The sequence below is a fragment of the Mycobacterium hackensackense genome (assembly GCF_025822555.1).
GTDB lineage: Bacteria > Actinomycetota > Actinomycetes > Mycobacteriales > Mycobacteriaceae > Mycobacterium > Mycobacterium fluoranthenivorans.
Window position 1 is genome coordinate 450,312 of record NZ_JACKUC010000030.1, and the last position, 25,199, is coordinate 475,510.

At 66.5% G+C, this 25,199-nt stretch carries 27 protein-coding genes; 15 read left to right on the forward strand and 12 right to left on the reverse strand.

The window, feature by feature from the left end; genetic code table 11:
• Window positions 1–31 precede the first annotated feature (31 nt).
• On the forward strand, window positions 32–1,039 hold the full coding sequence (locus tag H7J86_RS11615) for a 1-aminocyclopropane-1-carboxylate deaminase (RefSeq protein ID WP_187098058.1): 1,008 nt from the start codon (window positions 32–34) through the stop codon (window positions 1,037–1,039).
• Here H7J86_RS11615 and H7J86_RS11620 read toward each other — a convergent pair.
• From H7J86_RS11620 to H7J86_RS11635, 4 genes are all read right to left on the reverse strand, one after another.
• A complete protein-coding gene (locus H7J86_RS11620) occupies window positions 1,011–3,392 on the reverse strand; it encodes a LuxR family transcriptional regulator (protein ID WP_267291084.1) in 2,382 nt (793 codons plus the stop codon). The genes H7J86_RS11615 and H7J86_RS11620 overlap by 29 nt on opposite strands.
• Before the next feature lie 32 nt (window positions 3,393–3,424).
• On the reverse strand, window positions 3,425–3,784 hold the full coding sequence (locus H7J86_RS11625) for an AAA family ATPase (protein ID WP_267291086.1): 360 nt from the start codon (window positions 3,782–3,784) through the stop codon (window positions 3,425–3,427).
• Window positions 3,785–3,860: 76 nt separating this feature from the next.
• Window positions 3,861–4,226, reverse strand: coding sequence for a nuclear transport factor 2 family protein (locus H7J86_RS11630; RefSeq protein WP_267291088.1), 366 nt, complete (start codon window positions 4,224–4,226; stop codon window positions 3,861–3,863).
• A gap of 158 nt (window positions 4,227–4,384) precedes the next feature.
• A complete protein-coding gene (locus H7J86_RS11635) occupies window positions 4,385–4,996 on the reverse strand; it encodes a TetR/AcrR family transcriptional regulator (RefSeq protein WP_267291090.1) in 612 nt (203 codons plus the stop codon).
• 97 nt (window positions 4,997–5,093) lie between these two features.
• Between H7J86_RS11635 and H7J86_RS11640 the strand changes: the two genes are divergently transcribed.
• From H7J86_RS11640 to H7J86_RS11650, 3 genes are all read left to right on the forward strand, one after another.
• The gene (locus H7J86_RS11640; RefSeq protein WP_267291092.1) at window positions 5,094–6,200 is read left to right on the forward strand and encodes a DmpA family aminopeptidase; all 1,107 of its coding nucleotides are present in this window, start codon (window positions 5,094–5,096) and stop codon (window positions 6,198–6,200) included.
• Window positions 6,197–7,627, forward strand: a complete 1,431-nt coding sequence (locus H7J86_RS11645; protein ID WP_267291094.1) for an APC family permease — start codon at window positions 6,197–6,199, stop codon at window positions 7,625–7,627. Before H7J86_RS11640 ends, H7J86_RS11645 begins: the two co-directional genes overlap by 4 nt.
• 89 nt (window positions 7,628–7,716) lie before the next feature.
• Window positions 7,717–8,019, forward strand: coding sequence for a hypothetical protein (locus tag H7J86_RS11650; RefSeq protein WP_187098052.1), 303 nt, complete (start codon window positions 7,717–7,719; stop codon window positions 8,017–8,019).
• Window positions 8,020–8,048: 29 nt separating this feature from the next.
• Here H7J86_RS11650 and H7J86_RS11655 read toward each other — a convergent pair whose 3' ends face one another.
• Together H7J86_RS11655 and H7J86_RS11660 are read right to left on the reverse strand one after the other, a co-directional pair.
• Window positions 8,049–8,228 carry a hypothetical protein gene (locus H7J86_RS11655; protein WP_139169983.1) on the reverse strand — a complete coding sequence of 60 codons (180 nt, stop codon included), beginning with the start codon at window positions 8,226–8,228 and terminating at the stop codon, window positions 8,049–8,051.
• A gap of 248 nt (window positions 8,229–8,476) precedes the next feature.
• Entirely contained in the window at window positions 8,477–10,393 is a 1,917-nt protein-coding gene (locus H7J86_RS11660) for a cadherin-like domain-containing protein (protein WP_235683514.1), read from the reverse strand.
• Between the two features lie 70 nt (window positions 10,394–10,463).
• Here H7J86_RS11660 and H7J86_RS11665 point away from each other — a divergent pair, with 70 nt between their 5' ends.
• Complete coding sequence (locus H7J86_RS11665; RefSeq protein WP_267291096.1) at window positions 10,464–10,931, forward strand: hypothetical protein; 468 nt, start codon at window positions 10,464–10,466, stop codon at window positions 10,929–10,931.
• 190 nt (window positions 10,932–11,121) lie between these two features.
• Here H7J86_RS11665 and H7J86_RS11670 read toward each other — a convergent pair whose 3' ends face one another.
• Together H7J86_RS11670 and H7J86_RS11675 are read right to left on the reverse strand one after the other, a co-directional pair.
• Window positions 11,122–11,961, reverse strand: coding sequence for a mycofactocin-coupled SDR family oxidoreductase (locus H7J86_RS11670; protein WP_090358998.1), 840 nt, complete (start codon window positions 11,959–11,961; stop codon window positions 11,122–11,124).
• 180 nt (window positions 11,962–12,141) lie between these two features.
• The gene (locus H7J86_RS11675; protein ID WP_372517258.1) at window positions 12,142–12,741 is read right to left on the reverse strand and encodes a TetR/AcrR family transcriptional regulator; all 600 of its coding nucleotides are present in this window, start codon (window positions 12,739–12,741) and stop codon (window positions 12,142–12,144) included.
• Window positions 12,742–12,869: 128 nt separating this feature from the next.
• Between H7J86_RS11675 and H7J86_RS11680 the strand changes: the two genes are divergently transcribed.
• From H7J86_RS11680 to H7J86_RS11690, 3 genes are read left to right on the forward strand one after another with little or no spacing between them, the layout of a single operon-like run.
• Window positions 12,870–13,100, forward strand: a complete 231-nt coding sequence (locus H7J86_RS11680) for a ferredoxin (protein ID WP_267291098.1) — start codon at window positions 12,870–12,872, stop codon at window positions 13,098–13,100.
• 23 nt (window positions 13,101–13,123) lie between these two features.
• The gene (locus H7J86_RS11685) at window positions 13,124–14,407 is read left to right on the forward strand and encodes a cytochrome P450 (RefSeq protein ID WP_267291100.1); all 1,284 of its coding nucleotides are present in this window, start codon (window positions 13,124–13,126) and stop codon (window positions 14,405–14,407) included.
• Window positions 14,404–15,858: an aldehyde dehydrogenase family protein gene (locus H7J86_RS11690; protein WP_187098049.1), complete on the forward strand. Its 1,455-nt coding sequence runs from the start codon at window positions 14,404–14,406 to the stop codon at window positions 15,856–15,858. Before H7J86_RS11685 ends, H7J86_RS11690 begins: the two co-directional genes overlap by 4 nt.
• 8 nt (window positions 15,859–15,866) lie before the next feature.
• Here the strand turns inward: H7J86_RS11690 and H7J86_RS11695 are convergent, their stop codons facing one another.
• The gene (locus H7J86_RS11695) at window positions 15,867–16,454 is read right to left on the reverse strand and encodes a TetR/AcrR family transcriptional regulator (RefSeq protein ID WP_267291102.1); all 588 of its coding nucleotides are present in this window, start codon (window positions 16,452–16,454) and stop codon (window positions 15,867–15,869) included.
• A gap of 100 nt (window positions 16,455–16,554) precedes the next feature.
• On the opposite strand from H7J86_RS11695, the gene H7J86_RS11700 reads away from it, so the two are divergent.
• The 4 genes from H7J86_RS11700 to H7J86_RS11715 are packed head-to-tail and all read left to right on the forward strand — an operon-like array spanning window position 16,555 to window position 20,465.
• A complete protein-coding gene (locus H7J86_RS11700) occupies window positions 16,555–17,385 on the forward strand; it encodes a mycofactocin-coupled SDR family oxidoreductase (RefSeq protein WP_267291104.1) in 831 nt (276 codons plus the stop codon).
• On the forward strand, window positions 17,382–18,185 hold the full coding sequence (locus H7J86_RS11705; protein ID WP_267291106.1) for a mycofactocin-coupled SDR family oxidoreductase: 804 nt from the start codon (window positions 17,382–17,384) through the stop codon (window positions 18,183–18,185). Before H7J86_RS11700 ends, H7J86_RS11705 begins: the two co-directional genes overlap by 4 nt.
• Before the next feature lie 22 nt (window positions 18,186–18,207).
• Window positions 18,208–19,020, forward strand: coding sequence for a carboxymuconolactone decarboxylase family protein (locus H7J86_RS11710; protein ID WP_090358547.1), 813 nt, complete (start codon window positions 18,208–18,210; stop codon window positions 19,018–19,020).
• Window positions 19,017–20,465 carry an aldehyde dehydrogenase family protein gene (locus H7J86_RS11715; RefSeq protein ID WP_267291108.1) on the forward strand — a complete coding sequence of 483 codons (1,449 nt, stop codon included), beginning with the start codon at window positions 19,017–19,019 and terminating at the stop codon, window positions 20,463–20,465. The genes H7J86_RS11710 and H7J86_RS11715 overlap by 4 nt, the downstream gene beginning before the upstream one ends.
• Before the next feature lie 9 nt (window positions 20,466–20,474).
• Here the strand turns inward: H7J86_RS11715 and ppk2 are convergent, their stop codons facing one another.
• Window positions 20,475–21,338 (reverse strand): polyphosphate kinase 2, encoded by an 864-nt coding sequence (gene ppk2 / locus H7J86_RS11720; RefSeq protein ID WP_090358544.1) that lies wholly within the window; start codon window positions 21,336–21,338, stop codon window positions 20,475–20,477.
• Window positions 21,339–21,482: 144 nt separating this feature from the next.
• On the opposite strand from ppk2, the gene H7J86_RS11725 reads away from it, so the two are divergent.
• A complete protein-coding gene (locus tag H7J86_RS11725; protein WP_139169979.1) occupies window positions 21,483–21,716 on the forward strand; it encodes a hypothetical protein in 234 nt (77 codons plus the stop codon).
• Window positions 21,717–21,734: 18 nt separating this feature from the next.
• On the opposite strand, the gene H7J86_RS11730 is transcribed toward H7J86_RS11725, so the two are convergent.
• Window positions 21,735–22,739 carry a bile acid:sodium symporter family protein gene (locus H7J86_RS11730; protein ID WP_090358997.1) on the reverse strand — a complete coding sequence of 335 codons (1,005 nt, stop codon included), beginning with the start codon at window positions 22,737–22,739 and terminating at the stop codon, window positions 21,735–21,737.
• 71 nt (window positions 22,740–22,810) lie between these two features.
• On the opposite strand from H7J86_RS11730, the gene H7J86_RS11735 reads away from it, so the two are divergent.
• Window positions 22,811–23,665: a LysR substrate-binding domain-containing protein gene (locus H7J86_RS11735; RefSeq protein WP_267291110.1), complete on the forward strand. Its 855-nt coding sequence runs from the start codon at window positions 22,811–22,813 to the stop codon at window positions 23,663–23,665.
• A 115-nt stretch (window positions 23,666–23,780) separates the two neighbouring features.
• Window positions 23,781–24,263, forward strand: coding sequence for a hypothetical protein (locus H7J86_RS11740; protein ID WP_267291112.1), 483 nt, complete (start codon window positions 23,781–23,783; stop codon window positions 24,261–24,263).
• Between the two features lie 10 nt (window positions 24,264–24,273).
• Here H7J86_RS11740 and H7J86_RS11745 read toward each other — a convergent pair whose 3' ends face one another.
• Window positions 24,274–25,158, reverse strand: coding sequence for a glycoside hydrolase family 16 protein (locus tag H7J86_RS11745; protein ID WP_170847293.1), 885 nt, complete (start codon window positions 25,156–25,158; stop codon window positions 24,274–24,276).
• Between the last annotated feature and the right edge of the window lie 41 nt (window positions 25,159–25,199).

Consider the following 25,199-nt stretch of genomic DNA (forward strand, 5'->3'; position numbering starts at 1 on the left):
ACCCGATCCCCACTCCACGGAACGAGGAATCATGTCCCTTGCCGACTTCGAACGCCATCCCCTGCTCTTCGGTCCCAGCCCCGTCCACCCACTGGAGCGCCTGAGCGATCACCTCGGGGGCGCGCGGATCTGGGCGAAGCGCGAGGACTGTAACTCGGGACTCGCCTACGGCGGCAACAAGATGCGCAAGCTCGAGTACATCGTTCCCGATGCCCTGGCCAAGGGTGCCGACACTCTGGTCTCGATCGGTGGCTACCAGTCCAACCACACCCGCCAGGTGGCCGCGGTGGCGGCACGGCTCGGGATGAAGGCGCGGCTCGTACAGGAACGCTGGGTCGACTGGCCCGACGTCGTCAACGACAAGGTCGGCAACATCCTGCTCTCCCGGATCATGGGTGCCGACGTCCGCCTGGACCCCGCCGGATTCGGCATCGGCATCAAGGATTCCTGGGAGACGGCGCTCGAGGAGGTGCGCGCGGCCGGGGGCGTCCCCTACGGCATCCCCGCAGGGGCGTCCGAACATCCGCTCGGCGGACTCGGTTTCGCGAACTGGGCCTACGAGGTGCAGCAGCAGGAGCAGGAACTCGGCGTCTTCTTCGACACGATCGTCGTCTGCACCGTCACCGGCTCGACGCACGCCGGGATGATCGCCGGATTCGCCGGCCAGGACCGGCCCCGCCGCGTCCTGGGCATCGACGCCTCCGCGACCATCGTCAAGACCCGTGAACAGGTGGCCCGCATCGCCAGGCACACCGCCGATCTCATCGGCCTGGGCCGGTCGCTGCGTGACGACGAGATCACGGTGCTGGAGGGGTGGGCCGGCGACCTCTACGGCATCCCGGTGCAGTCCACCATCGACGCGATCCGACTGACTGCCAGTCTGGAAGGGATGATCATCGACCCCGTCTACGAGGGGAAGTCGATGGCCGGGCTGATCGACCTGGTCCGGCGTGGGGACATCGCACCGGAGTCGACGGTGCTCTACGCACATCTGGGTGGGCAGCCCGCACTCAACGCGTACGCGGGCGCGTTCGGCTGACCGGGCCGTGCAGGCCCGGGTCGGCGGACAGCGCATCGCGAAGCCCGGCCCGTGAGGACACGCCCAACTTGGGGAACACGCGGTACAGGTGCGCGCCGACGGTCCGGTGCGACAGGTAGAGCCGCTCGCCGATCTGCCGATTGGTCATCCCGCTGGCGGCCAGGTGCGCGATCTGCAGCTCCTGCGACGTCAACGTCGACTCCGATGGCTCGCGCGACGACCGAAATCCGCCGGCGCGCAGCTCTTGTCGGGCACGCGCCAGCCATGGCTTCGCCCCCAGGGCGGCGAACCCGTCGCGGGCGGCGATGAGGTGCCGCTGCGCTCGATGCGAATCCTTGCGTCTCCGCAGACCTTCGGCGTAGGACAGGCGGATGCGGCACGCCTCGAACAGCCACCGATCCGAGGCCGGGGAGGCCAGTGATTCCTCGAGCCGGGCGTCGGCCGCCTCGTGGTCGAGGACCAGTGCCTCCACCCCGCGCTGGATCAGCTCCATCCGCGGCGACAGCGCCGCGACATCGGTCTCCCGCATGACCTCGAGGTGGGCGCGGGCGTCCGCGCCGCGACCGGTGCGCAGTGCCGCCTCGACGAGGTCGAACATGACCCACGTGCACTGTGGGACGTGGAAGGTGAGGACGCCGGGCGGGCTCAGCGCAGCGGCGTGGCGGAATGCGGCCTCGAAGTCGCCCGTGGCCGCCGCCGCGAGCGCTCGGGGGTGGTGCGCATAGAGAAGGACACTGGTGGCGGCTCGGGGTCGTGCCCAATGGCTCATCTCGTCGGCCAGCGCGAACGCCTCGTCGTCGCGACCCCGGCCGGCCGCGATCAGCGCACGGTTGTACAGGAAGTACCACGTGAAGAAGGTGAAACCGGTTGCGGTGCAGAGCTCTTGTCCTTCATGGGCGAGTTCCTCGGCTTCGTCCCATCGTCCTGTGAGGTAGTCGTCCAGGCACAGGTGCATCAAGGCGCCGATGTGTCGACGCGGGGAGCCGCCACTGCGGCCGTGGCGGACCACCCGCCAGTGCGCCTCACGAGTGTCTGCCAGGCGGTCGAGGAACACCGATGCCGCGCCGATCCGGACGATGCGCGACGAATCGCTCTCACCGGGGAGTGTGGCGAGGAGACGCTCCAGCTCGGGTGCCGCCGCGGCGCCGCTTCGCAGCGGGTCGGCGAAGGTCCTGCTGGCCAGTGCCAGGATCTCCGGCGGTTCGGGGGTCAGGGTCCGCAGCGCCCGGAAGAACGACTCCCAGTGTGCGGGCGTACCTGCGTACCAGGAGAGAAGGAGCAGGGTGTGCATAGCTTCGATCAGCGCCGTGTCATCCGCGCGGTGACCGTGGTCGGCGGCTTCGATAACACCGACGAGGAGTCGGTGCGCGGTGTCGACGTCCCCGCCGCCGTTGAGCATCAGGAACGTCGCGGCGTTCGCCGCATGCAACGCTCCCATGGAGTCGGGACCGACCCGATGTGCCTCGGCAAGAAGGGCTTCCGGGTCACCGAGGGTGCCGCCGGACTCGGCGCCGATGTAGGCGGCCTCGGCCAGCCGACGCCCTCGCGCCTGGGGCGTGGTACTCAGTTCGGCTGCACGGACGAGTGCCGACACGGCTCCGAGCACATCGCCGCGAAGCATCGTTCGACGCGCCACTCGGTCGAGCACCCCAGCCGTCGCGTCGTCCGGCCCGACCGCCGCCGCAGCCAGATGCCAGGCCTGCCGTTCCTGGTCACCGTGGAGCGACCCGGCCAGCGCGAGGTGAGCGTGACGCCGCTCCTCGTGGGTGGACATCGCGACGATCGTCGCCCGGATCAGGGGGTGCCGGAAGGTGATTCGAGCGGGGCCGTCATCGACGTGGACGAGCTGTGCGCGCTCGGCCGGGGCGAGATCGGCGAGGCCGGGTCGCTCACCACCGGCCTGACGCAACAGGCGTACGTCACCGCTGCCATCGAAGGCCGCCGCGAGCAGCAGCCGACGGGTGGCATCCGGGAGGGCCGCGATGCGGGAGGTGAACAGCGCTTGGAGGCGATCGCTCAACGGCACGACCTCGGGCTGGTCGACGAGCGGCGCCGGGCCGGTAAGCGGGCCGGGCAGTTCCACCAGCGCGAGTGGGTTTCCCTGGGCCAGGTCGAGCACCCGTTGTCGAACGCCGGGGGGTAGGTGGGGAAACTGGTCGTCGACGAGGCGCTCGGAGGCCTCGCGGTCGAGCGGCTCGACGACTTGCTCGGTCAGTCCGCGGCGATCGAGCAGGCAATCGCTACCGGCCCGGCACGACATCACCAGCCCGATGGGGTGACCCGCCACCCGGCGCGCGATGAAGCCGAACACCATGGCGCTGGCGCGGTCGATCCATTGGACATCATCGATCAACAGCAGCAACGGTTTCCGTTCCGCGACTGCGATCAGGAGCGACAGCGCGGCGTTGCAGACGAGCAGCGCACCCGGTGGGGGCCCGGCCCGAATCCCAATGCCACCGCCAGCGCATCGCGCGGTCCGGGCGGCAGGCGGTCCAAGTCGTCGCGCAGGGACAGCAGCAATTGGTTGAGTCCGGAGTAGCCGACGTCGGCCTCGAACTCCGAACCCGAGGCACGCAGCACGAGCATGTCGGCCGCACGAGCCAGGTCGGCCGCGGCGTCGAGTAGGGCGGACTTGCCGACGCCGGGTTCGCCGCGGACGAGCCGGGTGTTGCCACTTCGTCGCACCCCATCGAGGAAGCGCTCGATCCGATGCAGCTCAACGCCCCGACCGAACAGTTCCGCCATACTCACCCCCGTAGCTGCGATATATTGCATATTGGAGCTACGGCATTGTCAAGCCGGCTCGGGCCGTCGGCATGGTTCAGGGTTCGATGACCAGTCCGCTGATCAGGTCGCCGTCCAGGGTGAATCGGTAGTGCAGATCTGCCACGCCACCCGGAAAATCTCCCTCCAGCCGCTGGAGGACGTCGACGTGCGCGTGATCCATCGTGGTCGCCCGGGTGAACTCGGTGGTGAAGGTGTATTCACCGCCCGCGCGGCCCAGCCAGGTGCCGATCTGCTCGCGGCCATGGATGGTGCGGCCCTCGTCGGTCACCGACGCGCCGGCACTGAAGGTGCCGATCGCGGTGTCCACGTCTCGGGCCCGGTGCGCAGTGAGGTAGGTCCTGACCACCGCGGGAAGAGCGTTCCACGCAGTGGCCCTGGTTGTTGTGTCGTTCGTCGTCATGACTCCACCGTGGAGTTTCCCCCAGGGGGAGAGTCAAGCGCCGGCCGCCTGAATCTGGCCCAGAAGCCTCAGCGACACGAACAATCGGCCAGTTCGTAGCACCTGTCCTTCGCGCGGCGTCAGCATGTGTTGACACTGCCCCGAAGGACTGCCGGCAGCTAGTCGATCTCGGGCAACGACACCCCGGTCGCCAACTCCGCGTACTGCCGCATCAACCGCAGCGCAACGGCCCGGCTCAACCCGGGATCGCGCGCGACGATCCGGTAACCGAAGTAGTCCTCCATCGACATCAGTGTCATGGCGATATCGCGCGCCGGCTGCTGCAGCCGGAACGCCTCACGCTTCGCCCCCGCCAGCAGCAGGTCCGTGTACAGGTCGACCTGGCGGTGGTAGATGCCCTGCACATCCCTGCGTTGATCGAGCTCGAATCCGGCGGACAGCACGGCCCGCCAGATCGCCCGCCACTCGGCATCGTCGGGACCGGTGGGCAGGCCGGCGGCAATGGTCATCACCAACTGCTCGCGCGCATCCCCCGACGGGCTCTGCAGCTTGAGTCGCTCGTCGTAGAACCGGACATCGGAACGCAGCGCCAGCTCCGAGAGCAGCTGCGTCATGTCCTTGAAGTAGTAGCGCACCGCGTTGGTGGTCAGTCCGAGCTGTTCGGCGACGTCAGCAAGCTTCAGGGTGGCCAGATCATGGCGCTCGATCAGCGCGATCGCCGCATCCATGATGTCGTGACGCCGTTCCACCTGCTTGTTCGGCCGTGCCATGGGACCAATTTTGCCCTTTCTGTTGCGCCGTGCGGCACCCGGGCGCATAGTTCTTTTCCAATCAGGAAAATAACTCTCGATGAATCGGGCGGAACCAATGCGTGCCAGAGACCTCGGCGTGGTCATCGGGGAACACCCCACCGGACCGAAGAACGCCATCACCGATGTCCCAGGGGTGCGGGTGGGACACACCACCTTGCAGAGCGAAGGCATCAACACCGGCGTCACGGTGATCGTCCCCCACGACGGCATCTGGACCGAACCGGTGTTCGCCGGCTCGCACCGCCTCAACGGCAGCGGCGAGCTGACCGGCCTGGAATGGATCCGGGAATCCGGTGAACTCACCACCGCGATCGGGCTCACCAACACCCACAGCGTCGGCGTGGTCCGCGATGAGTTGGTGGCAGCGCAGGTGCGCGCCCGGGGTGAGGGCATCTACTGGTCCCTGCCCGTCGTCGGCGAGACCTACGACGGTCTGCTCAACGACATCAACGGTTTCCATGTCCGGCCCGAGCATGCCCGGGCCGCGCTCGAGAATGCCTCCTCCGCCGCGCCGGCCGAGGGCAATGTCGGTGGCGGCACCGGGATGATCTGCCACGGCTTCAAGGGTGGCATCGGCACCTCGTCACGCGTCACCGACACGGTCTCCGGCCAGTACACGATCGGCGTCCTGGTACAGGCCAATCACGGACGGCGCGAACGACTCCGGATCAACGGTGTCCCCGTCGGGCAGCTGATCGGACCGGACCGGGTTCCGTTGCCCGACCTGCCGAGGCAGTACGAACCGGGCTCGGGCTCGATCATCGTCATCGTCGCCACCGACGCCCCGCTGCTCCCCCATCAGTGCACCCGGCTGGCTCAGCGCAGCGCGCTCGCGGTGAGCCGGGTCGGCGGCACCGGCGAGCAGTACAGCGGGGACCTGATGCTGGCCTTCTCCACCGGCAACCGTGGCATCCCCCCGTACGCATGGGACGAGGACGCGTCGACGCCACGCCCCGAGATCCCCCTGCGGATGGTCGCACCGCAGTTGATGACCCGGCTGTTCGATCTGACGATCGAGGCCACCGAGGAGGCCATCGTCAACGCCATGGTCGCCGCCACCACCCTGACCGGCCACCGCGGTTTCACCGCGCACGCCGTGGACCACGACCTGTTGCGCCAGGCCATGCGCACCAATACCTCTGACGCTCAGGAGATCTCATGACCACCACACCGGAGAAGACCGTCCCGGACGGCACGGGCAAGCGCCTCACCGGGCATCTCGGCCCCATCGGAATCGTGTTCATGGTCGTCGCCGCGGCCGCCCCGCTGACCGTGATCGGTGGCAACATGCCACTGGCCATGGGGCTCGGCAACGGCGCCGGTGCACCCATGGGTTTCGTCATCGCGGCCCTGGTGCTGCTGGTCTTCAGCATCGGCTTCGTGACGATGACGCCCCATGTCCCCGAGGCCGGCGCCTTCTTCTCCTACGTCACCGTCGGCCTGGGTGAACGCATGGGCAAAGGTATCGCCGTCGTCGCGCTGATCGCCTACACCGCCATCCAGATCGGTATCTACGGGTACATCGGCTGGGCCATCAACGACACGGTGACGCACTACGGCGGACCCGTGATCCCCTGGCCTGTCTATGCTTTCGCGGTCCTGCTGATCGTGGCGGTGCTCGGCTACCGGCACATCGAGCTCAGCGCGAAGGTCCTGGGCGTCGCTCTGGCATGCGAGATCGGCATCGTCGTGGTGCTCGACGTGGTGATGGTGGCCAAGCCCGGCCCGGCCGGCCTCACCTTCACCTCATTCGATCCCGCCACCTTCACCCAGGGCACCATCGGTATCGCGATCCTGTTCGCCCTCACCGGTTTCATCGGCTTCGAGGCCACCGCCGTGTTCCGCGACGAGGCGCGCGACCCCGAGCGCACCATTCCGCGGGCCACCTATGCCGCGGTCATCATCATCGGCGCGTTCTACGCCATCACCGTGTGGGCGTTCGTGGTGGCCATCGGGCCCGAGCAGGTCGGTGCCGTGGCACAGAAAACCCTCGACGGCGAGGGCAACATGCTGCTGGACACCACAGGTGACATGCTGGGCACCGTCGGCCGCGACATCGTGAACGTGCTGCTGCTGACCAGCCTGTTCGCCTGTGTGCTGTCCTTCCACAACGTGATCGCCCGCTACCAGTTCGTGCTGGCCGGCAAGGGCCTGCTGCCCACCCGGCTCGCCCAGGTCCACGACACTCATGCGGCGCCGTCGTTCTCGTCGGTGGTACAGACGGTGACCGCGGCAGTCATCGTCGGCGTGCTGGCGATTCTGGGCATAGATCCGCTGGTCGGGGTGTTCGGTTCGATGGCGGGCGTCGCCACGGTCGGCATGGTCGTACTGATGCTGACCACCTCGATCGCCGTGCTGGTGTTCTTCCTGCGCAACCGGGACCGGGTACCAGCGCACCTGTGGACGACACGGATCGCGCCCGCGCTGGCGGTACTCGGACTGCTCGGCAGCCTGTGGCTGGTGCTCTCGAACTTCACCCTGGTCACGGGCGGCAGCACGACGCTGAGCACGATCCTGGCACCGATCCCGTTCCTGGGACTCGTCATCGGTTTTGCTGCCTGGCGGCCGTCACAGTCGATTACCGGCTAGCTGCAATTGAATCTTGGCAGCTAGCCGTGGCGATTCGGCCAGGATCAAGGCGTTTGATCAACTCATCCGACCAGGAAGAGGAGATCATCATGAAGACCCCGATCGCTTTCGCGACACCCCTGCTGGCCGTCGGCCTCGCGGCGGGTTTCGTGGCTCTGGCACCCGTCGGCTCGACCGTTGCGGTCGCCGCCGGCCCCACCTCCACCACCTCATGGCAGCAGGACACTGCGGTCTCCGCGGACACCGGCGCCCCATTCGGCGATACCAAGGCCGGCCCGGATCCCCTCGTGCCGTACGGAACCGAGCCGCAAGCCCCCGTCACGACCGGGTTCGTCAACCGCAATCACGACGAGGGCATCACGACGAACGGTGAAGTAGACCTGCCGTTCTGACGCTCAGGCGCCGGCCAGTAGCTCCTGAGTCAACCCTGATACGACGGTCTGCTGCGGGCAGTCTCCGCGGACAGCATCGGCTCGGTGATTCGTGCGCGCTCCTCCGCCGACATCGGGACAAGGCAGAGCTTCAAACCGACCGCCGCGGCCACTTCGACCACGGTGGCAAGGGTCGGGTTCTCGGTGTGCGCGCCCAGGAGTCTGCCCACGACGGAGGGATCAGATCCGATTGCCCTGGCGAGTTGAGACTTCGTCAGATTGGACGCTTCACGAGCGCAGTTCAGCTGAGCGACGATCTTTTTCAGAGAAGCAATGCGGATTGTCTCCGCAGCGCGGTGTCGTGCGCACTCTGCCTGCATGGGCACGTCACTCATCGTGTGACTGTTGGCTGGGACATCACGCATAGCGCTCTCCGTCGTGGGCTCCATGATCACAATCTGTGAAGAGTCACCGGCAGCTAGGCGCTCTGCTGGGCTTCCTCGGCGGCAGCCGGATTCGGCAGGCTCTGCACATCACCATCCACGCTGGAGGTGATGAATCCCGTCAGGGACTGCTGGAAGGCGTTGACGGTGGCGTCGGCCTTCAAGTAGCCGGTGTGAGCTCCGGTGACGGTGATATCGGCGACGTAGTGCACGGCGGTTTGGCCGGCGTTGTAGTCGGCCGATTCGGTGCCGTTGAGGATCTCCCCGATCTCGTTGACGTAGTTGGTGTAGACGACGGTGCGGATCGTGCGAGTCGCGTCCGCGGGGTCGGGCGCCTCGCTGACCAACGCGGTGCCACCACCCACACCGGCATGCGTGCCGACTGCCGGCAGCGGTGTCGTGGTGGCAACGTAGGTGCCGAGCTGCGGGGCCCACGAATCGGAGCTGGGCGTGGTCCGGTCCGCGGCCACCGGACCGACGCTGGTGGTGTACTTCAGGTTCGCGATGACCAGCCGGGACACCGTCGGGTCGGTGATGCTGGACTCCCAGAACGTGATCGCGTCGCCGGTGGGATTCCAGCTCGGCATGCTCCGGGCGGCGTATCCGTCCCCGGTATCGAACAGCGGAATACCGTTCTCGCGCTTGAGCTCGTCGTCGAGGGCGACGATCCACTCCTGGTTCGAGACGTTGACCGGCAGCGCGTACTCGTCGTACACCGGTGCGCTGACGTAGGCGGGCAGGAAGTTCGGCCGGATGATCCGTGTCATCGGCGTGAGCGCGTCGAGCCCGCGTGTGCTGCCGATCGCGATCCACTGTTCATTCGGCGAGAAGTCCATGTCCTCGTCGTAGTCGAGGTTCGCGGTCACTCGATTCACCTTGCCGGTGGCCAGGTCGACCTCGATATCGTCGACGTTGCCGGCCTCGAAGGCCCCACCGAGGATGACCACGCCCTTGCCATCAGGGGTCCACTGCTTGCCCTCACCGGTGGGGTAAACCACCCGCGCGTCGTCGACTTCGTACCCATTGGCGGTGCGGACCAGCGTGCCCACGATCGGCAGCGCCTGCACAAGGTTGTTCGGGCCCAACACAATACGGGTGAACAGCACGTGCGTTCCGTCCGGGGAGACCCGCATTTCGCGTTGCGCATCGATGGCAAACCCGCCGCCCGGCGGCGTGGTGACCGCAATCAGCTGCCGTCCGTTGACACCGTCTTCCAGAATGGAATAACGCGGTCCCTTGCCTGGATCCTGAACCAGCACCAGAACCCGGCCAGACCCGTCATCGACGGGAACCGGCTTCATCAGATTGCCGGTTTCGTTGGTCGCCACCCCACAGGTCACGCAATCGACATGGGTGCCATCGGTGTTGATCTGATAGATCTCCGAGCGGCCACCGGCGGCCGGCTGGCCGGCGAAGAAGATGGACTTGCCGTCTGCCGAATAGCGTGGGTTGGCCGGGCTGTGGATGCCATCGGGCAGGTTCAGGATCACCCGCGACACCTCCGGGTTGAGCACCGAGACACCGATACCCGCCTTGGCGCCGTGCGGACTGAACAGGTTCAGCAGATTGAACTTCCCATCGGAGACCGACACGGTGAACGAATCGGTTTGCACCGCCGTGTAGTTGATGTCATCGGGGGTGTAGGTGAAACTGCCGGTGGCCTGATCGATGCTCACCGTGCCGAACTGTGGACCCTTGGTGACCTTGTAGGTCAACGCATCGCCCTCGGCATCGGTGGCGCCGATATTGCCCGACAGTGTCTGCCCGGTCTGCACCGTCGTGGTCGGGTTGTACGCGACCGTCGGAGCCTGATTGAACACGTTGCGCCGCACCCAGGCCAACACTGCCCACACCGCCGGGGTGAACGGTTCCGGTGTGTGGGGCGCGGGCTTGAGGAACGGGTTGAGCAGGTTGGTGACCACGTTGTTGAGAAAGCCCACCAGACCTGTCACGGGACTGCTCACCTTGGCGCTCGTCACAGGGACGGCGGCGACCGCGAGTGGGTTGGGGACCGCGGCGACCGTGACAGCCGACGGGGTCGATGCTGCGGTCGCGGTCGTCACCGCGGCGGCCGACTTCTTCACGGCCGTCGCGGTGGCAGCGGTGCTCGCGGCCGACGACGGCGATCCCGTCGATTCGGTTGCGGTCTTTACGGTATCCACTGCGGCGGCGGGCTTTGAACCGGACTTGTTCGACTTCACCGTCTTGGCGGGCTTGGCCGCCTTGTCGGTCGTGTGCGCCCCGCCGCTGCTGCTGACGGTGACGCCGGCGCCGACCTCGGTGCTCGATACCGTGGATCCCGAGCTCTTGACGGGTTCGGAGGTACCCGAAGGAGTCGTCGGATCGGTTGCCGTCGAGCCACTTCCGGTAGACGTGGCCGCGGGCTCAGACGACGGTTGCGCCGTCCCCGACGAAGACTCTGCTGTCGAACTCGACGACGAACTGGACTCCGACGACCCGCCGGTGGTGTCGGCCGCGGCCATACCGTGACCGGTGGCCACCGCGGCGACGAGCCAGGCGGCTACCGCCACGCCGCCGTAACCGCCGACCTTGGCGGTTGATGCGAACAGAGGGTTGACACGGGAATTGTTACTCGCCATAGGATTTGGCTCCGTTGCCGTTGGTGTGATTCCTATTCAGTTGAATTCCGCCAAGTCGGCGCGATTGCGGACGGCAGCTGCTACTTGAGCATGCTGCCAGCGTCGACGGTCATCGGAAGTCCTGTCACGTAACGCGATTCATCCGATGCCAGGAACAGCACCGCATTGCTGATGTCCACCGGTTCGACCCAGCCGACCGGGAGCACGTGCATGAACTGTGCGGCAACCTTCAGGTCTTCGGGGCCCGGGTTCTCAAGGTCCGGGCGGAACAGCTTCATGGTTCCCTCGTTCATGAACAACGGGGTGTTCACATTCGTCGGGTGCACCGAGTTCACCCGGATCGAGTGGTGACCCAGCTCCACGGCGAAGGTCCGCATCAGACCGACCACACCGTGTTTGGCGGCGATGTAGTGGCCGGTGTGCGGATAGGCCTTCAGGCCACCCACCGAACTGGTCAGGATGATCGATCCGCCCCGCCCTCCCGAGATGAGATGCGGGACTGCGGCTTTGACGGATTTCCACACGCCGGACAGGTTCACGTCGATCATATCGTTCCAGTCGGCCTCGCTGGTCTGGTCCAGCGTCTGGCCGCCGTTGCCGATACCGGCGTTGGCGCAGATCACGTCGAGTCGGCCCAGCTGCTCGACACCGCTGTCCACGGCGGCCTTCACCGCCTCGTAGTCGCGCACGTCGACCTCGGCGGTGACGATGCGCCGATTGAGCCGTTTGACCAGGTCCGCCGTCTCGGCAAGATCGTCCGGCGTGGCGGGTTCGATCTGCGGGTTGCTACTCACCGGACCGCAGATGTCGACGGCGATGATGTCGGCACCCTCTTCGGCCAGCCGCAGCGCGTGACTGCGCCCCTGGCCACGTGCCGCGCCGGTGATGAATGCGACCTTGCCTTCTACCCGTCCCGCCATGAGTCCACCCTCACTGTCTGATTGTGCCGCCGCCACGGAAGGGGCGGTCCGGCTCATCGACTAAAATTTTGTCGATCGATCAGGAACGATGACATGGACGTGGCGCACTGTCAATATCGAGATGCGAAGGTGCGGCCACCACGGCCGAACGGGCGGGCGCCGCGCGGCTCCGGCGGCCGATCAGTCGCGCACGACTTCGGAAGGCTTGGACAGGAGTTCGATCTGCCGGTCGATGAACGCGCGCAGTTCCTCATGACCGCGAGTCACACCCACGGCGCATTCATTACCCACGCTGCGCGCGATCTGGGCGACGATCATCGAGATCACGACTGGTGGGTATTCGTTCAGGTCCACCCCGTTGGCACGCAGCACCAGCGTCACCGCCGCGGTCTCGATATCGCGTACCCGCTCCGAGTACGCCTTGAGTTCCGTACCAACAGCCTTGCGGTGGTTGGCCAATGCCATGAATTCGGTACTCAGCACCGTCTGTCTGGGGTCGCTGTTGATCCGCCACAACGCACGTAGCGGGTCGTCTTCGAGCAGCACACCACGCAGCCGCTCCAGGGCCACTTCGCCGCCGGCACGCAGGGCCTCCACGAACAGGTCGTCCATCGTCGGGAAGTAGTAGTAGACCAGCGCCTGCTTGACGCCGGCTTTGGCGGCGACCCGCCGCGAGGTGGCAGCGGCGTACCCCTCATCGTGCATGATCTGCACCGCGGCCTCGATGAGGCGCTGCCGGGCACCGCCGTCATCGGCCTTGGATTTGCGCCCAGCGGCCATCAACGAACCGGTCTCGACATGCTTGACCGGTCATCGCGGTCCGTGATAGGCATACGGCAGTCTAACAGTTTGATCATTCGATCAGTTTCTTTCGACCTCGGGGTCGACGGCAGCGAGGAGGCGCGGACATGCAGCCCCTGTCAACGGAGGCCAGCACGGCCGCGCACCGCAGGCTTCGGATCGATCCGAAGCTGTGCGAAGCACACGCCCTCTGTATCGATCTGGACCCGGAGATCTTCGACCTCGGCGACGACGTCGCCACCTGTACACCCGAGATCGGCCAATCGCACTGGGACAGTGCCGAAGCCGCTATCGCCGCATGTCCCCGTCAAGCCATCAGCTGGATCGTCAGCAGCTGAAGTTCAGGAAAGCAGCCCACACCATGACCGACCTCGCCGACATCGACTACTTCACCAACGCCGAGATCGCCCAGGATCCGTACGCGTACTGGGACCACCTGCGCGGTCAAGGCCCGGTGGTGCGCGAGCCGCACTACGGCGTGGTCGCGGTGACCGGGTACCAGGAAGTCCAGGCGGCCTTCAAGGACGTCGATTCGTTCTCTGCGGTCAACGCCATCGGTGGCCCGTTCCCGCCACTGCCGTTCACGCCAGAAGGCGATGACATCACCGAGCTGATCGAGGCGCACCGGCACGAGTTCCCGATCTTCGAGCACATGGTGGTGATGGATCCGCCGGAGCACGAGAAGGCGCGCTCCCTGCTGGGTCGGTTGCTGACACCGCGCCGTCTGCAGGAGAACGAGGACTACATCTGGAGCCTGGCAGACCGGCAGTTCGACGAGTTCATCGCGAACGGCCACTGCGAGTTCCTCGGCGAGTACGGCAAGCCGTTCGCCACCCTGGCCATCGCCGACCTGCTGGGCGTTCCCGACGAGGATCGTCCGGAGATCCGGCGCAACCTCGGCGCCGGTAACGCGCCGGGCTCACGGGTGGGCGCCCTGGACCATGAGCCGGTGGGATCGAATCCGCTGCAGTACCTCGACGACCTGTTCAGCAAGTACATCACCGAGCGGCGCGAGAGCCCGCGCGAGGACGTGCTGACCGGTCTGGCGACCGCCACCTATCCCGACGGGTCCGTCCCGCCGCTGCTGGAGGTGGTCCGCCCGGCGACCTTCCTGTTCGCCGCCGGCCAGGAGACGGTCACCAAGCTGCTCAGTTCGGCCGTGCGGGTACTCGGCGATCAGCCGGTACTGCAGGAGCGGCTGCGCGCCGACCGCGACCTGATCGCACCGTTCATCGAGGAGGCACTGCGCCTGGAAAGCCCCACCAAGGTGGACTTCCGGCTGGCCCGCAAGACCACCACCCTCGGCGGCGTGCCGATCAAGGCCGGCACCGTGCTGATGCTGTGCCTGGGCGCCGCGAACCGCGATCCCCGCAAGTTCGAAAATCCCGACGAGTTCCGCGTCGACCGCAAGAATGTGCGCGAGCACATCACCTTCGGCCGCGGGATCCACACCTGCGCCGGTGCCCCGCTGGCCCGGGTCGAGGGCCGGGTCACCATCAACCGGCTCTTGGACCGGATGAGCGATATCCGGATCAGCGAGGCCAAGCACGGTGCCCCGGGTCACCGCAATTACGGCTACGAACCGACATTCCTGCTGCGCGGCCTGACCGAGCTGCATATCGAGTTCACGGAGGCCGGCAAGTGAGTGTGCAATCCGTCCTCGACGACATCCGGGACCGCTCCGGGACCGGTGACGTCATCCCGATCATCAACCCCGCCACCGAAGAGGTGATCGCCGAGTTCCGGGACGGCGGCGCCGAAGCCGTCGACACGGCGGTGGCCCAGGCGCGGGAGAGCTTCACCTCCGGCGTGTGGAGTGCCCTGCCGGGCAACGAGCGGGCCAAGGTGCTGTGGCGGGTGGCCGATCTGATCGACCAGCACGCCGGCGAGCTCGCCCAGATCGATTCGCTGAACACCGGGATGCCGTACCTGCAGGCATTCATGATCATGTCGACATGCGCCGAGTCGTTCCGCTACTACGCGGGCTGGTGCACCAAGCTCAACGGCATCGCCCACGATGTGCAGCAGACCGGCGGAATCACAGGCGCTTTCACCACCATGCACGCCTACACGCTCAAAGAGCCCTACGGCGTGGTGGGGCTGATCTTCCCGTGGAACGGGCCGGTGTTCAACGCCTGTACCAAGCTCGCGCCGGCACTGGCCGCAGGGTGTAGCTGCGTGGTCAAACCCGCTGAGGAGACGCCGCTTTCGGCCCTGCTGCTGGAACGGATCCTCGCCGAGGCCGGCGTGCCGGACGGGGTGGTCAACCTCGTCACCGGATACGGCCACACGGTGGGCGCGGCGATCACCGCGCATCCCGGTGTCGACAAGGTCGCGTTCACCGGCTCCACCGAGGTGGGAAAGCAGATCATCGCGGCATCCAGCGGCAACCTCAAGCGGGTCGCGCTGGAACTGGGCGGCAAGTCACCGGTGCTGATCTACGATGACGCCGATATCGACACCGCCATCATGATGGCCGCGATGGGGATCTTCATCCACTCCGGGCAGGGCTGCATCAGCGGATCCCGGATCTTCGCCCAGCGCAGCGTGTACGAGAAGGTGGTCGAAGGCGTCACCAATATGGCGAACTCGGTGAAGCTCGGCGCACCGACCGAGGACGATGTCCTGATCGGCCCCATCATCAGCGCCAAGCAACTCAACCGGGTGATGGGCTTCATCGACGAAGGTCGCCGCGACGGGGTCGAGGTGGTCACCGGCGGTAAGCGGTTGGAACGCCCCGGATTCTTCGTGCACCCAACGGTTCTCACCGATGTCGCTCCCACGGCGCGGCTGTACCAGCAGGAGATCTTCGGACCGGTGGTCGCCATCCTGCCGTTCGACGAGGACGACGAGGTGGTGGCCCTGGCCAACGATTCGGAGTACGGCCTGGCCGCGACCGCCTGGACCAAGGACATCAGCCGGGCACACCGGCTGGCCAAGCGGCTGGAGGCGGGCACCGTCACGTTGAACTGCCAGATGGTATTCGACCATTCGATGCCCTTCGGCGGTTACAAGCAGTCCGGCTGGGGCCACGAGTGGGGCCGCGACGGTATCGAGAGCTTCCTCAAGACCAAGACGGTCTACGCGCAGCTCTGATCCGGAGATCAGTGCCCCTCGTACCCGCGGACCAGCCAGTACACCGTGCGGTCGAGAATCGGCAGGATGTCGGTCACGCTGATCTCGCCCGCCGAGTGCCGGCCCAGCAGTCCGTAGATGACGCTGGAGACGATCGATTCGAGGTCGTTGACGAATGCGTCGTCGACCCCGGCCAGGATCTCCCGGCCGGCCGGGGCCACGATATCGAGGCCGAAGCGAAACAGCGCCTGGCCGTTCGCAGAAGAGCGGACCCGGAAGTAGGCCGTGAGCATTTCCGGATGCCGCTCCCAGGGCTCGAAAATCAACCGGAAAAGGTCCATCAACGCGTCGTAGAGCGAAGCGCCCGGCTCGCGGGGTTGCACGGCGACGCCCGAATAGCGGTTCTGCTGCACCCAGGACTCCAGCGCGGCCAGGATGAGATCCTCCCGGGTGGGGTACCGCTTGTAGATCGTCGCGAGCGAGGTCCGCGCCCGGCGGGCGACCTCGCGCAGTTGAACGGCGTCGTAGCCCTCGGCCGCCAGCATCTCGACCACGACGTCAAGCAGCCGGTCGCCGCGTCGATCCGGCGCCGAAACGCCATCGGCCGGTTTCGTCATTTCCCTTGCCCCCCAGTTGGTAACTCGGTTACTCTAACTTGAGTAACACGGTTACACATCTTCTGGCAGCCGCTTCTGCGGCGCAATCGAGCGAGGTCCCATGGGTTCCCTGGACGGCAAAGTCGCCTTCATCACCGGTGTCGCGCGAGGGCAGGGCCGCAGTCACGCTGTGCGGCTGGCCGAGGAGGGGGCGGCCATCATCGGTATCGACATCTGCGCCGACATCGCCTCGAACGGGTACCCGATGGCGAGCCGGGCCGAGCTCGACGCGACCGTCGCTCTCGTGGAGGCCGCCGGGGGCAAGATGCTCGCCACCGTGGCCGACGTGCGGGACTTCGCCGCCCTACGGTCCGCACTGGACTCCGGAGTCGAACAGTTCGGACGCCTGGACATCGTGTGCGCCAACGCGGGCATCGCGGCAATGGCGTTCCGGGAGTTGACCATCGAGGAAGATCTGCAGATGTGGACCGACGTCGTCGACGTCAACCTCGTCGGCTCCTTCCACACCGCCAAGGCGGCCATCCCGCACCTGATCGCAGGAGAGCGTGGTGGCTCGATCGTGTTCACCAGCTCGACCGCCGGCCTGAAGGGGTTCGGGGGCATGCAGGGCGGCGGCCTCGGCTACGCAGCGTCCAAGCACGGCATCGTCGGCTTGATGCGCACGTTGTCCAATGCTCTTGCACCCCACAGTATCCGAGTCAACACCGTGCACCCGACGGCGGTGAACACCATGATGGCGGTCAACCCGGCGATGACGGCGTTCCTGGAGAACTACCCCGGCGGCGGTCCACATCTGCAGAACCCGATGCCGGTCGGACTTCTCGAGCCAGGTGATATCAGTTCGGCGATCCTCTATCTGGTCTCCGACTCCGCCAAGTACGTCACCGGGGTCGCCTTCCCCGTCGACGCCGGCTTCTGCAACAAGCTGTGAGCGGGCGCGTTGCGGGCAAGCGGGTCCTGGTGACCGGCGCCGCCCGCGGAATGGGCCGAAGCCATGCGGTGCGCCTCGCCGAAGAGGGCGCCGACCTGATCCTGATCGACATCTGCCGGTCACTACCGGAGGTCGAATATCCGCTGTCCGCCGAGGAGGACCTCGAGGAGACCGCCCGGCTGGTGCGGGAACACGGTCGGGTCGCGGTCGCACACGTCGTCGACGTGCGCGACGCCGACGCGCTCACGGCCGCCGTCGACGACGGCGTGAACCAGCTGGGCGGCCTCGATGCATCCGTGGCCAACGCCGGGGTGCTGACCGCCGGAACATGGTCCACCACCACCTCCGCGCAGTGGCGCACCGTCGTCGACATCAACCTGATCGGCACGTGGAACACCTGCCGCGCCGCGATCCCGCATCTGGTGGACCGCGGTGGCAGTCTGATCAACATCAGTTCGGTTGCCGGACTGAAGGGTTCACCACTGCACACGCCCTACACGGCCTCCAAGCACGGCGTGGTCGGGCTGAGCCGCGCCCTGGCCAATGAGCTGGCCGCCTCCCACATCCGGGTCAACACCGTGCATCCGACCGGTGTGCCGACGGGTATGCGCCCGGATTCGCTGCACACCCTGCTGCACGACACCCGCCAGGATCTCGGGCCGATCTTCCAGAACGCGCTGCCCATCGTGATGGCCGAGGCCGTCGACATCAGCAATGCCGTGCTGTACCTCGTCTCGGACGAGTCCCGCTACGTCACCGGGCTGGAACTCAAGGTCGACGCCGGGGTCACCCTGCGTTGAGCGAACCGCACAAGGGAGCGATATGACCACCGTTGATTCCGACAGACTGCAACGCGGACGGCGCGCCTTCGCGGAGATCATGACCTTTCCGGCGCCCGACATCGAGGCCCCCGCCGAGGCGAGTCTGCTCGACTTCGTGTTCGGCGAGGTGTGGCAACGGCCCGTGCTCAGCCGGCGCGACCGGCGCTTCGTCACGCTGCCCTGCGTGGCGGCCGCCGACGCGGAGGGTCCGCTTCGCGACCACGTCTACGCAGCCCTCAACAGCGGCGATGTATCGATCGTCGAAATGCAGGAAACGGTCCTACATTTCGCGGTCTACGCCGGCTGGCCGAAAGCGTCGCGCTTCAACATGATCGTCGAGGAACAGTGGGCCCGAATCCACCGCGACCGCGGGCAGGAGATCCCGGCTCCCGAACCGCTGTTACCGCTGACCACCCCGAGCGATCCCGAGCAGCGACTCGCGGTCGGCGAAGAGTCGTTCAAGGCGATCAACTGCCTGCCCTACTCCCCGGCCCGGGACAACCCTTACCAGGGCGCCGGAATCCTCAACTTCGTCTTCGGTGAGATGTGGCTGAGGCCGGGCCTCGGCATGAAGGAACGCCGGCTGATCACCGTGGCGTGCGTCGCCTTCCAGGACGCGCCGTACCCGATCTTGAGCCATGTCTACGCGGCGCTCAAGAGCCGGGAGATCTCGTTCGACGAGATGGACGAACTGGCACTGCATTTCGCCGCCCATTACGGATGGCCCAAGGGGTCGCACCTGAACCAGGTGATCGGTGAGCAGAAGGCGCGGGTGGCTGCGGAGTGGTCCGCCGAAACCGTGTCAGGGTCATGACCGCCGCCGGGCCCGTCGGGCTTCTCATCGGAGGTGATCGTGTCACCGCGACCTCGGAGAATCTGCACGAGCACATCTATCCGGCCACCGGGGCGCCGAATGCCACCGTGGCACTGGCGGGAGGGGACGAGATCGACCAGGCGGTCGACGCCGCACGACAGGCACAGCGTGCGTGGATGGCGCTGACCGTCGACCGTCGCCGGGACGCGCTGATCGACCTGGCCGATGTCGTGCACGAACACCTGGACGAACTCGCCGCACTCAATGTGCAGGACTACGCCGTGCCGATCTCCTATGCCGGCACCGCGCGCATGCTCGAGTGGTTCCTTCGGCATTTCGCCGGCTATGCCGACAAGCCGCACGGATTCAGCTCCCCGGTGAACGGCTCGTTCGACCTCAACCTGATCGAGCGCGAACCCTACGGCGTCGTCGGCGTCATCGCGCCGTGGAACGGGTCGCTGGCGGTGGCGGCATCCTGTGTGGCGCCGGCATTGGCGGCCGGGAACGCGGTGGTGTTCAAACCGTCGGAGTTGGCACCCTTGGCCGCACTGCGTTTCGGCGAATTGTGCCTGACGGCAGGCCTACCCCCCGGACTGGTCAATATCGTGCCCGCCGGACCGGTGGGCGGTGCGGCGCTGGTCCGGCACCCCGGTATCGGCAAGATCCACTTCACCGGCGGTGGCGTCACCGCGCGCAAGGTGTTGAGGGCCGCCGCAGAGAATCTGATTCCGGTGGTCACCGAACTCGGCGGGAAGTCCGCCAACATCATCTTCGCCGATGCCGACCTCGACCAGGCTGCCACGCTGTCCGCACACCAGGGCCCGCTGATGCAGTCCGGGCAGAGCTGCGCCTGCGCCAGCCGCATCCTGGTCCAGGATGCGATCTACGACGAGTTCGTCGAGCGCTTTCTGGCCATCGTGTCCACCGCACGTGTCGGAGACCCCACCGACCCGTCGGTCAGACTCGGCCCGGTCATCTCGTCGGCATCTCTCGATCGCATCCTCACGATCGTCGATCGGGCCGTCGACGAGGGCGGTGACCTGCTGACCGGCGGACACCGCATCGCCGAAGGCCCCCTGGCCGAGGGCTTCTACGTCGCACCCACCGTGCTGGGAAACGTCGACAATCAGTCCGCGCTGGCCCAGGACGAGACGTTCGGGCCCGTCGTCTCGCTGATGCGGTTCACCGACGTCGACGAGGCGGTGCGGATCGCGAACGACACGCAGTACGGCCTGAACGCGTTCGTGCACACCCGCGACCTCACCCGGGCGCATACCGTGTCACGGCGGCTGGAGGCCGGGTCCGTCTGGGTGAACCAGTTCAGCCAGGTGTCACCGCAGGGTCCCTACGGGGGTTTCAAACAGAGCGGCTTCGGCAGAACCGGCGGCCTCGAAGGCTTCCAGGAGTTCACCCGGGTCAAGAACATTCGTATCGGAATCAGTTAGCCGCGCCGGCTACTCCACATCCCCCAGCAGCGTCGCCACGAAATTGTCGACGTACGTCGACGATTCCCGGGGTGGCCGCTGGTAGCCGCCGCTGACGGCGGGCCGCTCACGCAGAGTGACCTCCGGCTTCTCCACGTCGTGATAGTCGATGGTCGAGAGCAGATGGCTCATCATGTTCAGTCGCGCGTGCTTCTTGATATCGGACTCCACCACGAACCATGGGCTCAGCGCGGTGTCGGTGTGCACCATCATCTCGTCCTTGGCGCGCGAGTAGTCCTCCCACCGGTACACCGACTCCATATCCATCGGCGACAGCTTCCATTGGCGCACAGGGTCATTCAAGCGCGACCGGAACCGGCGCAGCTGCTCCTCGTCGGACACCGAGAACCAGTACTTGCGTAGCAGGATGCCGTCCTCGATCAGCATCTGCTCGAACCGGGGAGTCTGGTGCAGGAACAGGGCGTGTTCCTCCGGGGTGCAGAAACCCATCACCTTCTCGACGCCCGCGCGGTTGTACCAGGACCGGTCGAACAGCACGATCTCGCCTTTGGCGGGCAGCTGCGAAATATAGCGCTGGTAGTACCACTGGCCGCGCTCGCGGTCGCTCGGAGCGGGCAGTGCCTCGATCCGCGCGATGCGCGGGCTCATGTATTCGGTGATCCGCTTGATGGTTCCGCCCTTACCCGCGGCGTCACGTCCTTCGAACACCACCACGACGCGCGCCCCGGTGTGTTTCACCCACTCCTGGAGTTTGACGAATTCGGTTTGGAGACGGAATAACTCAGCTTCATACACACGGTTGGACAGTTTGCCGGCGGAGTCGCGCTTCTTGGCCTTCTTCTCCGCCTTGCCCTTTTTCGGCTCTTTGGTCATCGGCGAATAGTAGTCCGTCCTGCCGATCGGCTCGTGTCGAAAACGGCCGACTGCCTTCATATGCATTGTCTATGAGGGCGTTTCCGTGCCAGCCCGGCGCGGGTAGACAGGATGTCAAGTATCCACACGGAGAAAGGAACCATCATGCGGTTCACGATCATCGCCGTCCCGTTCATCGCTGCGGCAGGTATGGCCGCCGCCTCGCTCACCGCGCCGACCGCCGCCGCAGCAGCCATCAACGACCCGTGCAGTGTGGCGGTGTCGACATCACGTTGCCTGGGACCGCAGGGCATCGACGGATTCGATGTGCCGCAGCCCAGGACCGGGGTGATGAACGGCCCGTACGGCTCGTGGGGGTCGGTCCCGCCGCTCGGCTGAAAGCCGAGCGGACGGTGATCACCGGGCGCCGACGGTGTGCTGTTCCGCGGGGCACTCCGCCTCGGCCGCCCGGCCCCAGCGGCCGGCCAGCGTCGCGCAGGTGATCAGCTGAATCTGGTGAAAGATCATCAACGGCAACACGATCAGGCCCACCGGGTGCCCGGCGAACAGCACCGTCGCCATGGGCAGCCCGGTGGCCAGACTCTTCTTGGAGCCACAGAAGATCACCACGATGCGGTCGGCCCGGTTGAAGCCCATCAGCCTGGCCGCCCCCGCCGTCACACCCAGCACCACGGCCAGCAGCACCACGCACACCCCGACGACGGCCAGGAGGTGGGTCAGCGTCATACCGGCCCAGATGTGTTCGGTCATCCCCGCACTGAAGGCCGCATACACCACCAGGTACACCGAGCCGCGGTCGACGATCTTGGTCAAGGTGGTGTGCGACAACACCCGATGCAGTTTGGGCCGTAACAGTTGTCCGGCGACGAACGGCAGCAGAAGTTGGACGACGATCTCCAGGATCGACCGCGCCGACACCGTCGCATCGCCGGTGGTCTGCATCAGCAGGGTCACCAGCAGCGGGGTCATGAAGATCCCCAGCATGTTCGACGCCGACGCACTGACCACTGCGGCCGCGACATTGCCGCGGGCTATCGAGGTGAACGCGATCGACGACTGCACGGTGGACGGCAGCAGGCACAGATAGAGCACGCCGGTGTAGAGGTCATTGGTCAGCACCGAGGGCACCAGCAGCTTGAGCGCCAGACCCAGCAGCGGGAACAGCACATAGGTCGCGGCCAGGACAGTGGTGTGCAGACGCCAATGCCGCAGACCCTGCAACGCCTCACGCGGCTCCAGCCTGGTCCCGTACAACAGGAACAGCACCGCGATCGCGACCTTGGTGGCCCAGCCCAGTACGCCGGCGGCACCACCGCTTGCGGGCAGCAACAGCCCGATCGCCATGGCGGCGAACAACCCGAGCAGGAATCCGTCGATCCGGAGTTTGGCCAGAAGTCTCACCGGTTCACCGTAGAAGCCGGGTGACTCATTGCGAAAGGCGATTAACAAGATAAATCGCATCGAGTAGCGTGATGAATGTGTTGGATCCGGAACAGTTGCGCACGTTCTTGGCCGTCGAACGCGCGGGCGGGTTCACCGCCGCCGGCCGCGTACTCGGCCTGCGGCAGTCGACCGTGAGCGGGCACATCGCGCGCCTCGAACAGGCGGTCGGCCGCGAGCTGTTCCGTCGGGACACCCGCAACCTGGCGCTCACGGCCGACGGGGCGGCCATGGTCGGCTTCGCACGCAGCATCCTGGACGCCCAGGCCCAGGCCGACCGGTACTTCTCCGAATCCCGGTTGACCGGTTTCATCCGGCTCGGCGCGTCCGACGACCTGGTCACCCGAGACCTGCCGGACGTGCTGGTCGAATTCCAGCGCGCCTATCCGGCCGTGGACCTCGAACTCGTCGTCGGACTCAGCGAGAACCTCAAGATCCGGATGGCTGCCGGGGAGTTGGACATGATGGTCGCCAAGCGCCTGCCCGGCGAGCAGCACGGCGAACTGCTGTGGCAGGACCGGTTGGTGTGGGCGGGGCGCGCCGGTACGACCGATGTCGGCGACCCGGTCCCCATCGTCACCTATCCCCCGACGAGCCTGACTCGTCATGTGGCACTGCGGGCACTGGAGCGCGAGCAACGTACCTGGCGCATCGCGTGCGTCAGCGACAGCCAGCTGGGTCTACAGGCTGCCGTGCTGGCCGGACTCGGGATCGTCCCGCATGCCGAAACCCTTCTGCCCCAAGGTCTTCACCGAGTCGATGATGACCGGTTGCCACAGCTGGGCGAGCTGGAGTTCGTCCTGGTGTGCCGGCGCAGCACCCTGTCCGAGCCCGAGCGGGCCCTGCACGACGCCATCGTCGCCGGCGCCCGCCGGATGCACCAGTGACCCACACATCTTGACGGGATCCCTACCGTCGAATTAAATGACTGAGGTATCAGTTTGCAATGTGGCCGGCGGGCTCCCGGGGAGGAGAGCGTCGACGGCACCGAGGGGGAGCCTCATGGACACCGTCACCGCAACCCCGGCCGCCGTCGCGCCGGCCGGGCGGCGCGCGCGCTGGGGCACACCGGCTCTGGCACTGCTCGTGATCGGTGCCGCGGCGCTGCCGGCCTGGGTCATCAGCCGGACCGACACCGACGAATGCCACACCGTCGACATCGCCATCACCTATGTGGCCGACAACGACAAGTTGCTCAACCCCTGGCTGATCACGTCGACCGGGCCCAGCCTGGCGACCTATCGAGGATGGTCAGATCAACTTCACGAGTACGCCGCGCGTCGCGGCGAACCCGATATCGTCAACGCGCTGCGGCAGATAGCCGACCTGTCCACCCGAGCCGTGACCATCGTCGAACAGGTCCGCCGGCAACCGGCGCCGGACGACATCATCTTCGGCCACATCACCGCCTATGACGACGTCACCGACCAACTCGTCGGTGCCGAACACCCGCTCATCGCACGCTGTGGGTTCTCGCCCGGGTGACGGGTGAAGATCAGAAGACGCGGATCCAGTCGATCAGCATCTCGGCCGGGTAGTTACCCCCGCCGGGCTCACGCCCACCGGAACCGCCGACGGCGATGTTGAACACCGGGGCCAGCGTGTATCCGGGGTCGTTGAACGGCCAGTCGTCCAGCGAATTGGCCGGGACGGTGAAGTACGGCTCCATCCCGGGTGCGTAGTCCTTCCAGAAATACATGCCGGTGGGTAGCCAGGTCATCCGCCAGGTGTGCCAGCCACTGTCGATCGGGTGCGAGTCGGTGGCGAACGAGGTGCCGTCCAGCCGGGCGTGCACCGTGGTGCCCGAGGGCCAGTCCCGGTTGCCGTACCACTCGACCAGGTCCACCTCACCGCCACGCACCGGATCGTCGTTCAGCAGCCAGAACGCGGGCCAGGCGCCGTCGGTCAGGCAGTTCAGCTTGACCCGGGCCTCCCACGTGGTGCCGATCCCGCCACGCCAGTTGCCGATGATCTTGGCGCCGGCGTAGCGCTCCTGGATGTTGTTGCCCGGCCCGCGGGTGGCTCGGATGACGAGGTTGCCCTTGCCGTCCTGGAACACGTGCTCCTGGTCGGTGACGTAGCGGCCCATGTTGTAGGGCTTGTCCCACTCGACCGGGTTCCTGATGACCTCGCGAGCCGGCACGACGAACCACGCGGCCGGATCCGGCGGCGCACCGGCCGGGCCGTTGAATTCGTCTTGGAACAGGAACGTGGGACCGGCGACCGCGGCAGCCGGTGCAGGCGCACCCGGGGCCGCCGGACCGGGTCCTGGAACGGGTCCCAGATCACCGGGAAGCGGCTCTGCGTGGGCGGTCTGGGTGGGCAGCACGGCTGCAGCAGCGCCGAGGCCCATCATCATCATCACCTTGCGGCGATCCATCTCAGGCACAGCAGAACCTTAGACGATCCAAGTGACGGCGG

Coding starts and splice junctions, on each gene's coding strand:
- H7J86_RS11650 (WP_187098052.1), top strand. CDS start 7,717: ATGAAGACCCCGATCGCTTTCGCGACACCCCTGCTGGCCGTCGGCCTC.
- H7J86_RS11615 (WP_187098058.1), top strand. CDS start 32: ATGTCCCTTGCCGACTTCGAACGCCATCCCCTGCTCTTCGGTCCCAGC.
- H7J86_RS11675 (WP_372517258.1), bottom strand. CDS start 12,741: ATGGCCGCTGGGCGCAAATCCAAGGCCGATGACGGCGGTGCCCGGCAG.
- H7J86_RS11670 (WP_090358998.1), bottom strand. CDS start 11,961: ATGGCGGGACGGGTAGAAGGCAAGGTCGCATTCATCACCGGCGCGGCA.
- H7J86_RS11695 (WP_267291102.1), bottom strand. CDS start 16,454: ATGACGAAACCGGCCGATGGCGTTTCGGCGCCGGATCGACGCGGCGAC.
- H7J86_RS11710 (WP_090358547.1), top strand. CDS start 18,208: ATGACCACCGTTGATTCCGACAGACTGCAACGCGGACGGCGCGCCTTC.
- H7J86_RS11725 (WP_139169979.1), top strand. CDS start 21,483: ATGCGGTTCACGATCATCGCCGTCCCGTTCATCGCTGCGGCAGGTATG.
- ppk2 (WP_090358544.1), bottom strand. CDS start 21,338: ATGACCAAAGAGCCGAAAAAGGGCAAGGCGGAGAAGAAGGCCAAGAAG.
- H7J86_RS11685 (WP_267291100.1), top strand. CDS start 13,124: ATGACCGACCTCGCCGACATCGACTACTTCACCAACGCCGAGATCGCC.
- H7J86_RS11645 (WP_267291094.1), top strand. CDS start 6,197: ATGACCACCACACCGGAGAAGACCGTCCCGGACGGCACGGGCAAGCGC.
- H7J86_RS11740 (WP_267291112.1), top strand. CDS start 23,781: ATGGACACCGTCACCGCAACCCCGGCCGCCGTCGCGCCGGCCGGGCGG.
- H7J86_RS11680 (WP_267291098.1), top strand. CDS start 12,870: ATGCAGCCCCTGTCAACGGAGGCCAGCACGGCCGCGCACCGCAGGCTT.
- H7J86_RS11635 (WP_267291090.1), bottom strand. CDS start 4,996: ATGGCACGGCCGAACAAGCAGGTGGAACGGCGTCACGACATCATGGAT.
- H7J86_RS11630 (WP_267291088.1), bottom strand. CDS start 4,226: ATGACGACGAACGACACAACAACCAGGGCCACTGCGTGGAACGCTCTT.
- H7J86_RS11625 (WP_267291086.1), bottom strand. CDS start 3,784: ATGGCGGAACTGTTCGGTCGGGGCGTTGAGCTGCATCGGATCGAGCGC.
- H7J86_RS11640 (WP_267291092.1), top strand. CDS start 5,094: ATGCGTGCCAGAGACCTCGGCGTGGTCATCGGGGAACACCCCACCGGA.
- H7J86_RS11745 (WP_170847293.1), bottom strand. CDS start 25,158: ATGGATCGCCGCAAGGTGATGATGATGATGGGCCTCGGCGCTGCTGCA.
- H7J86_RS11715 (WP_267291108.1), top strand. CDS start 19,017: ATGACCGCCGCCGGGCCCGTCGGGCTTCTCATCGGAGGTGATCGTGTC.
- H7J86_RS11700 (WP_267291104.1), top strand. CDS start 16,555: ATGGGTTCCCTGGACGGCAAAGTCGCCTTCATCACCGGTGTCGCGCGA.
- H7J86_RS11735 (WP_267291110.1), top strand. CDS start 22,811: ATGAATGTGTTGGATCCGGAACAGTTGCGCACGTTCTTGGCCGTCGAA.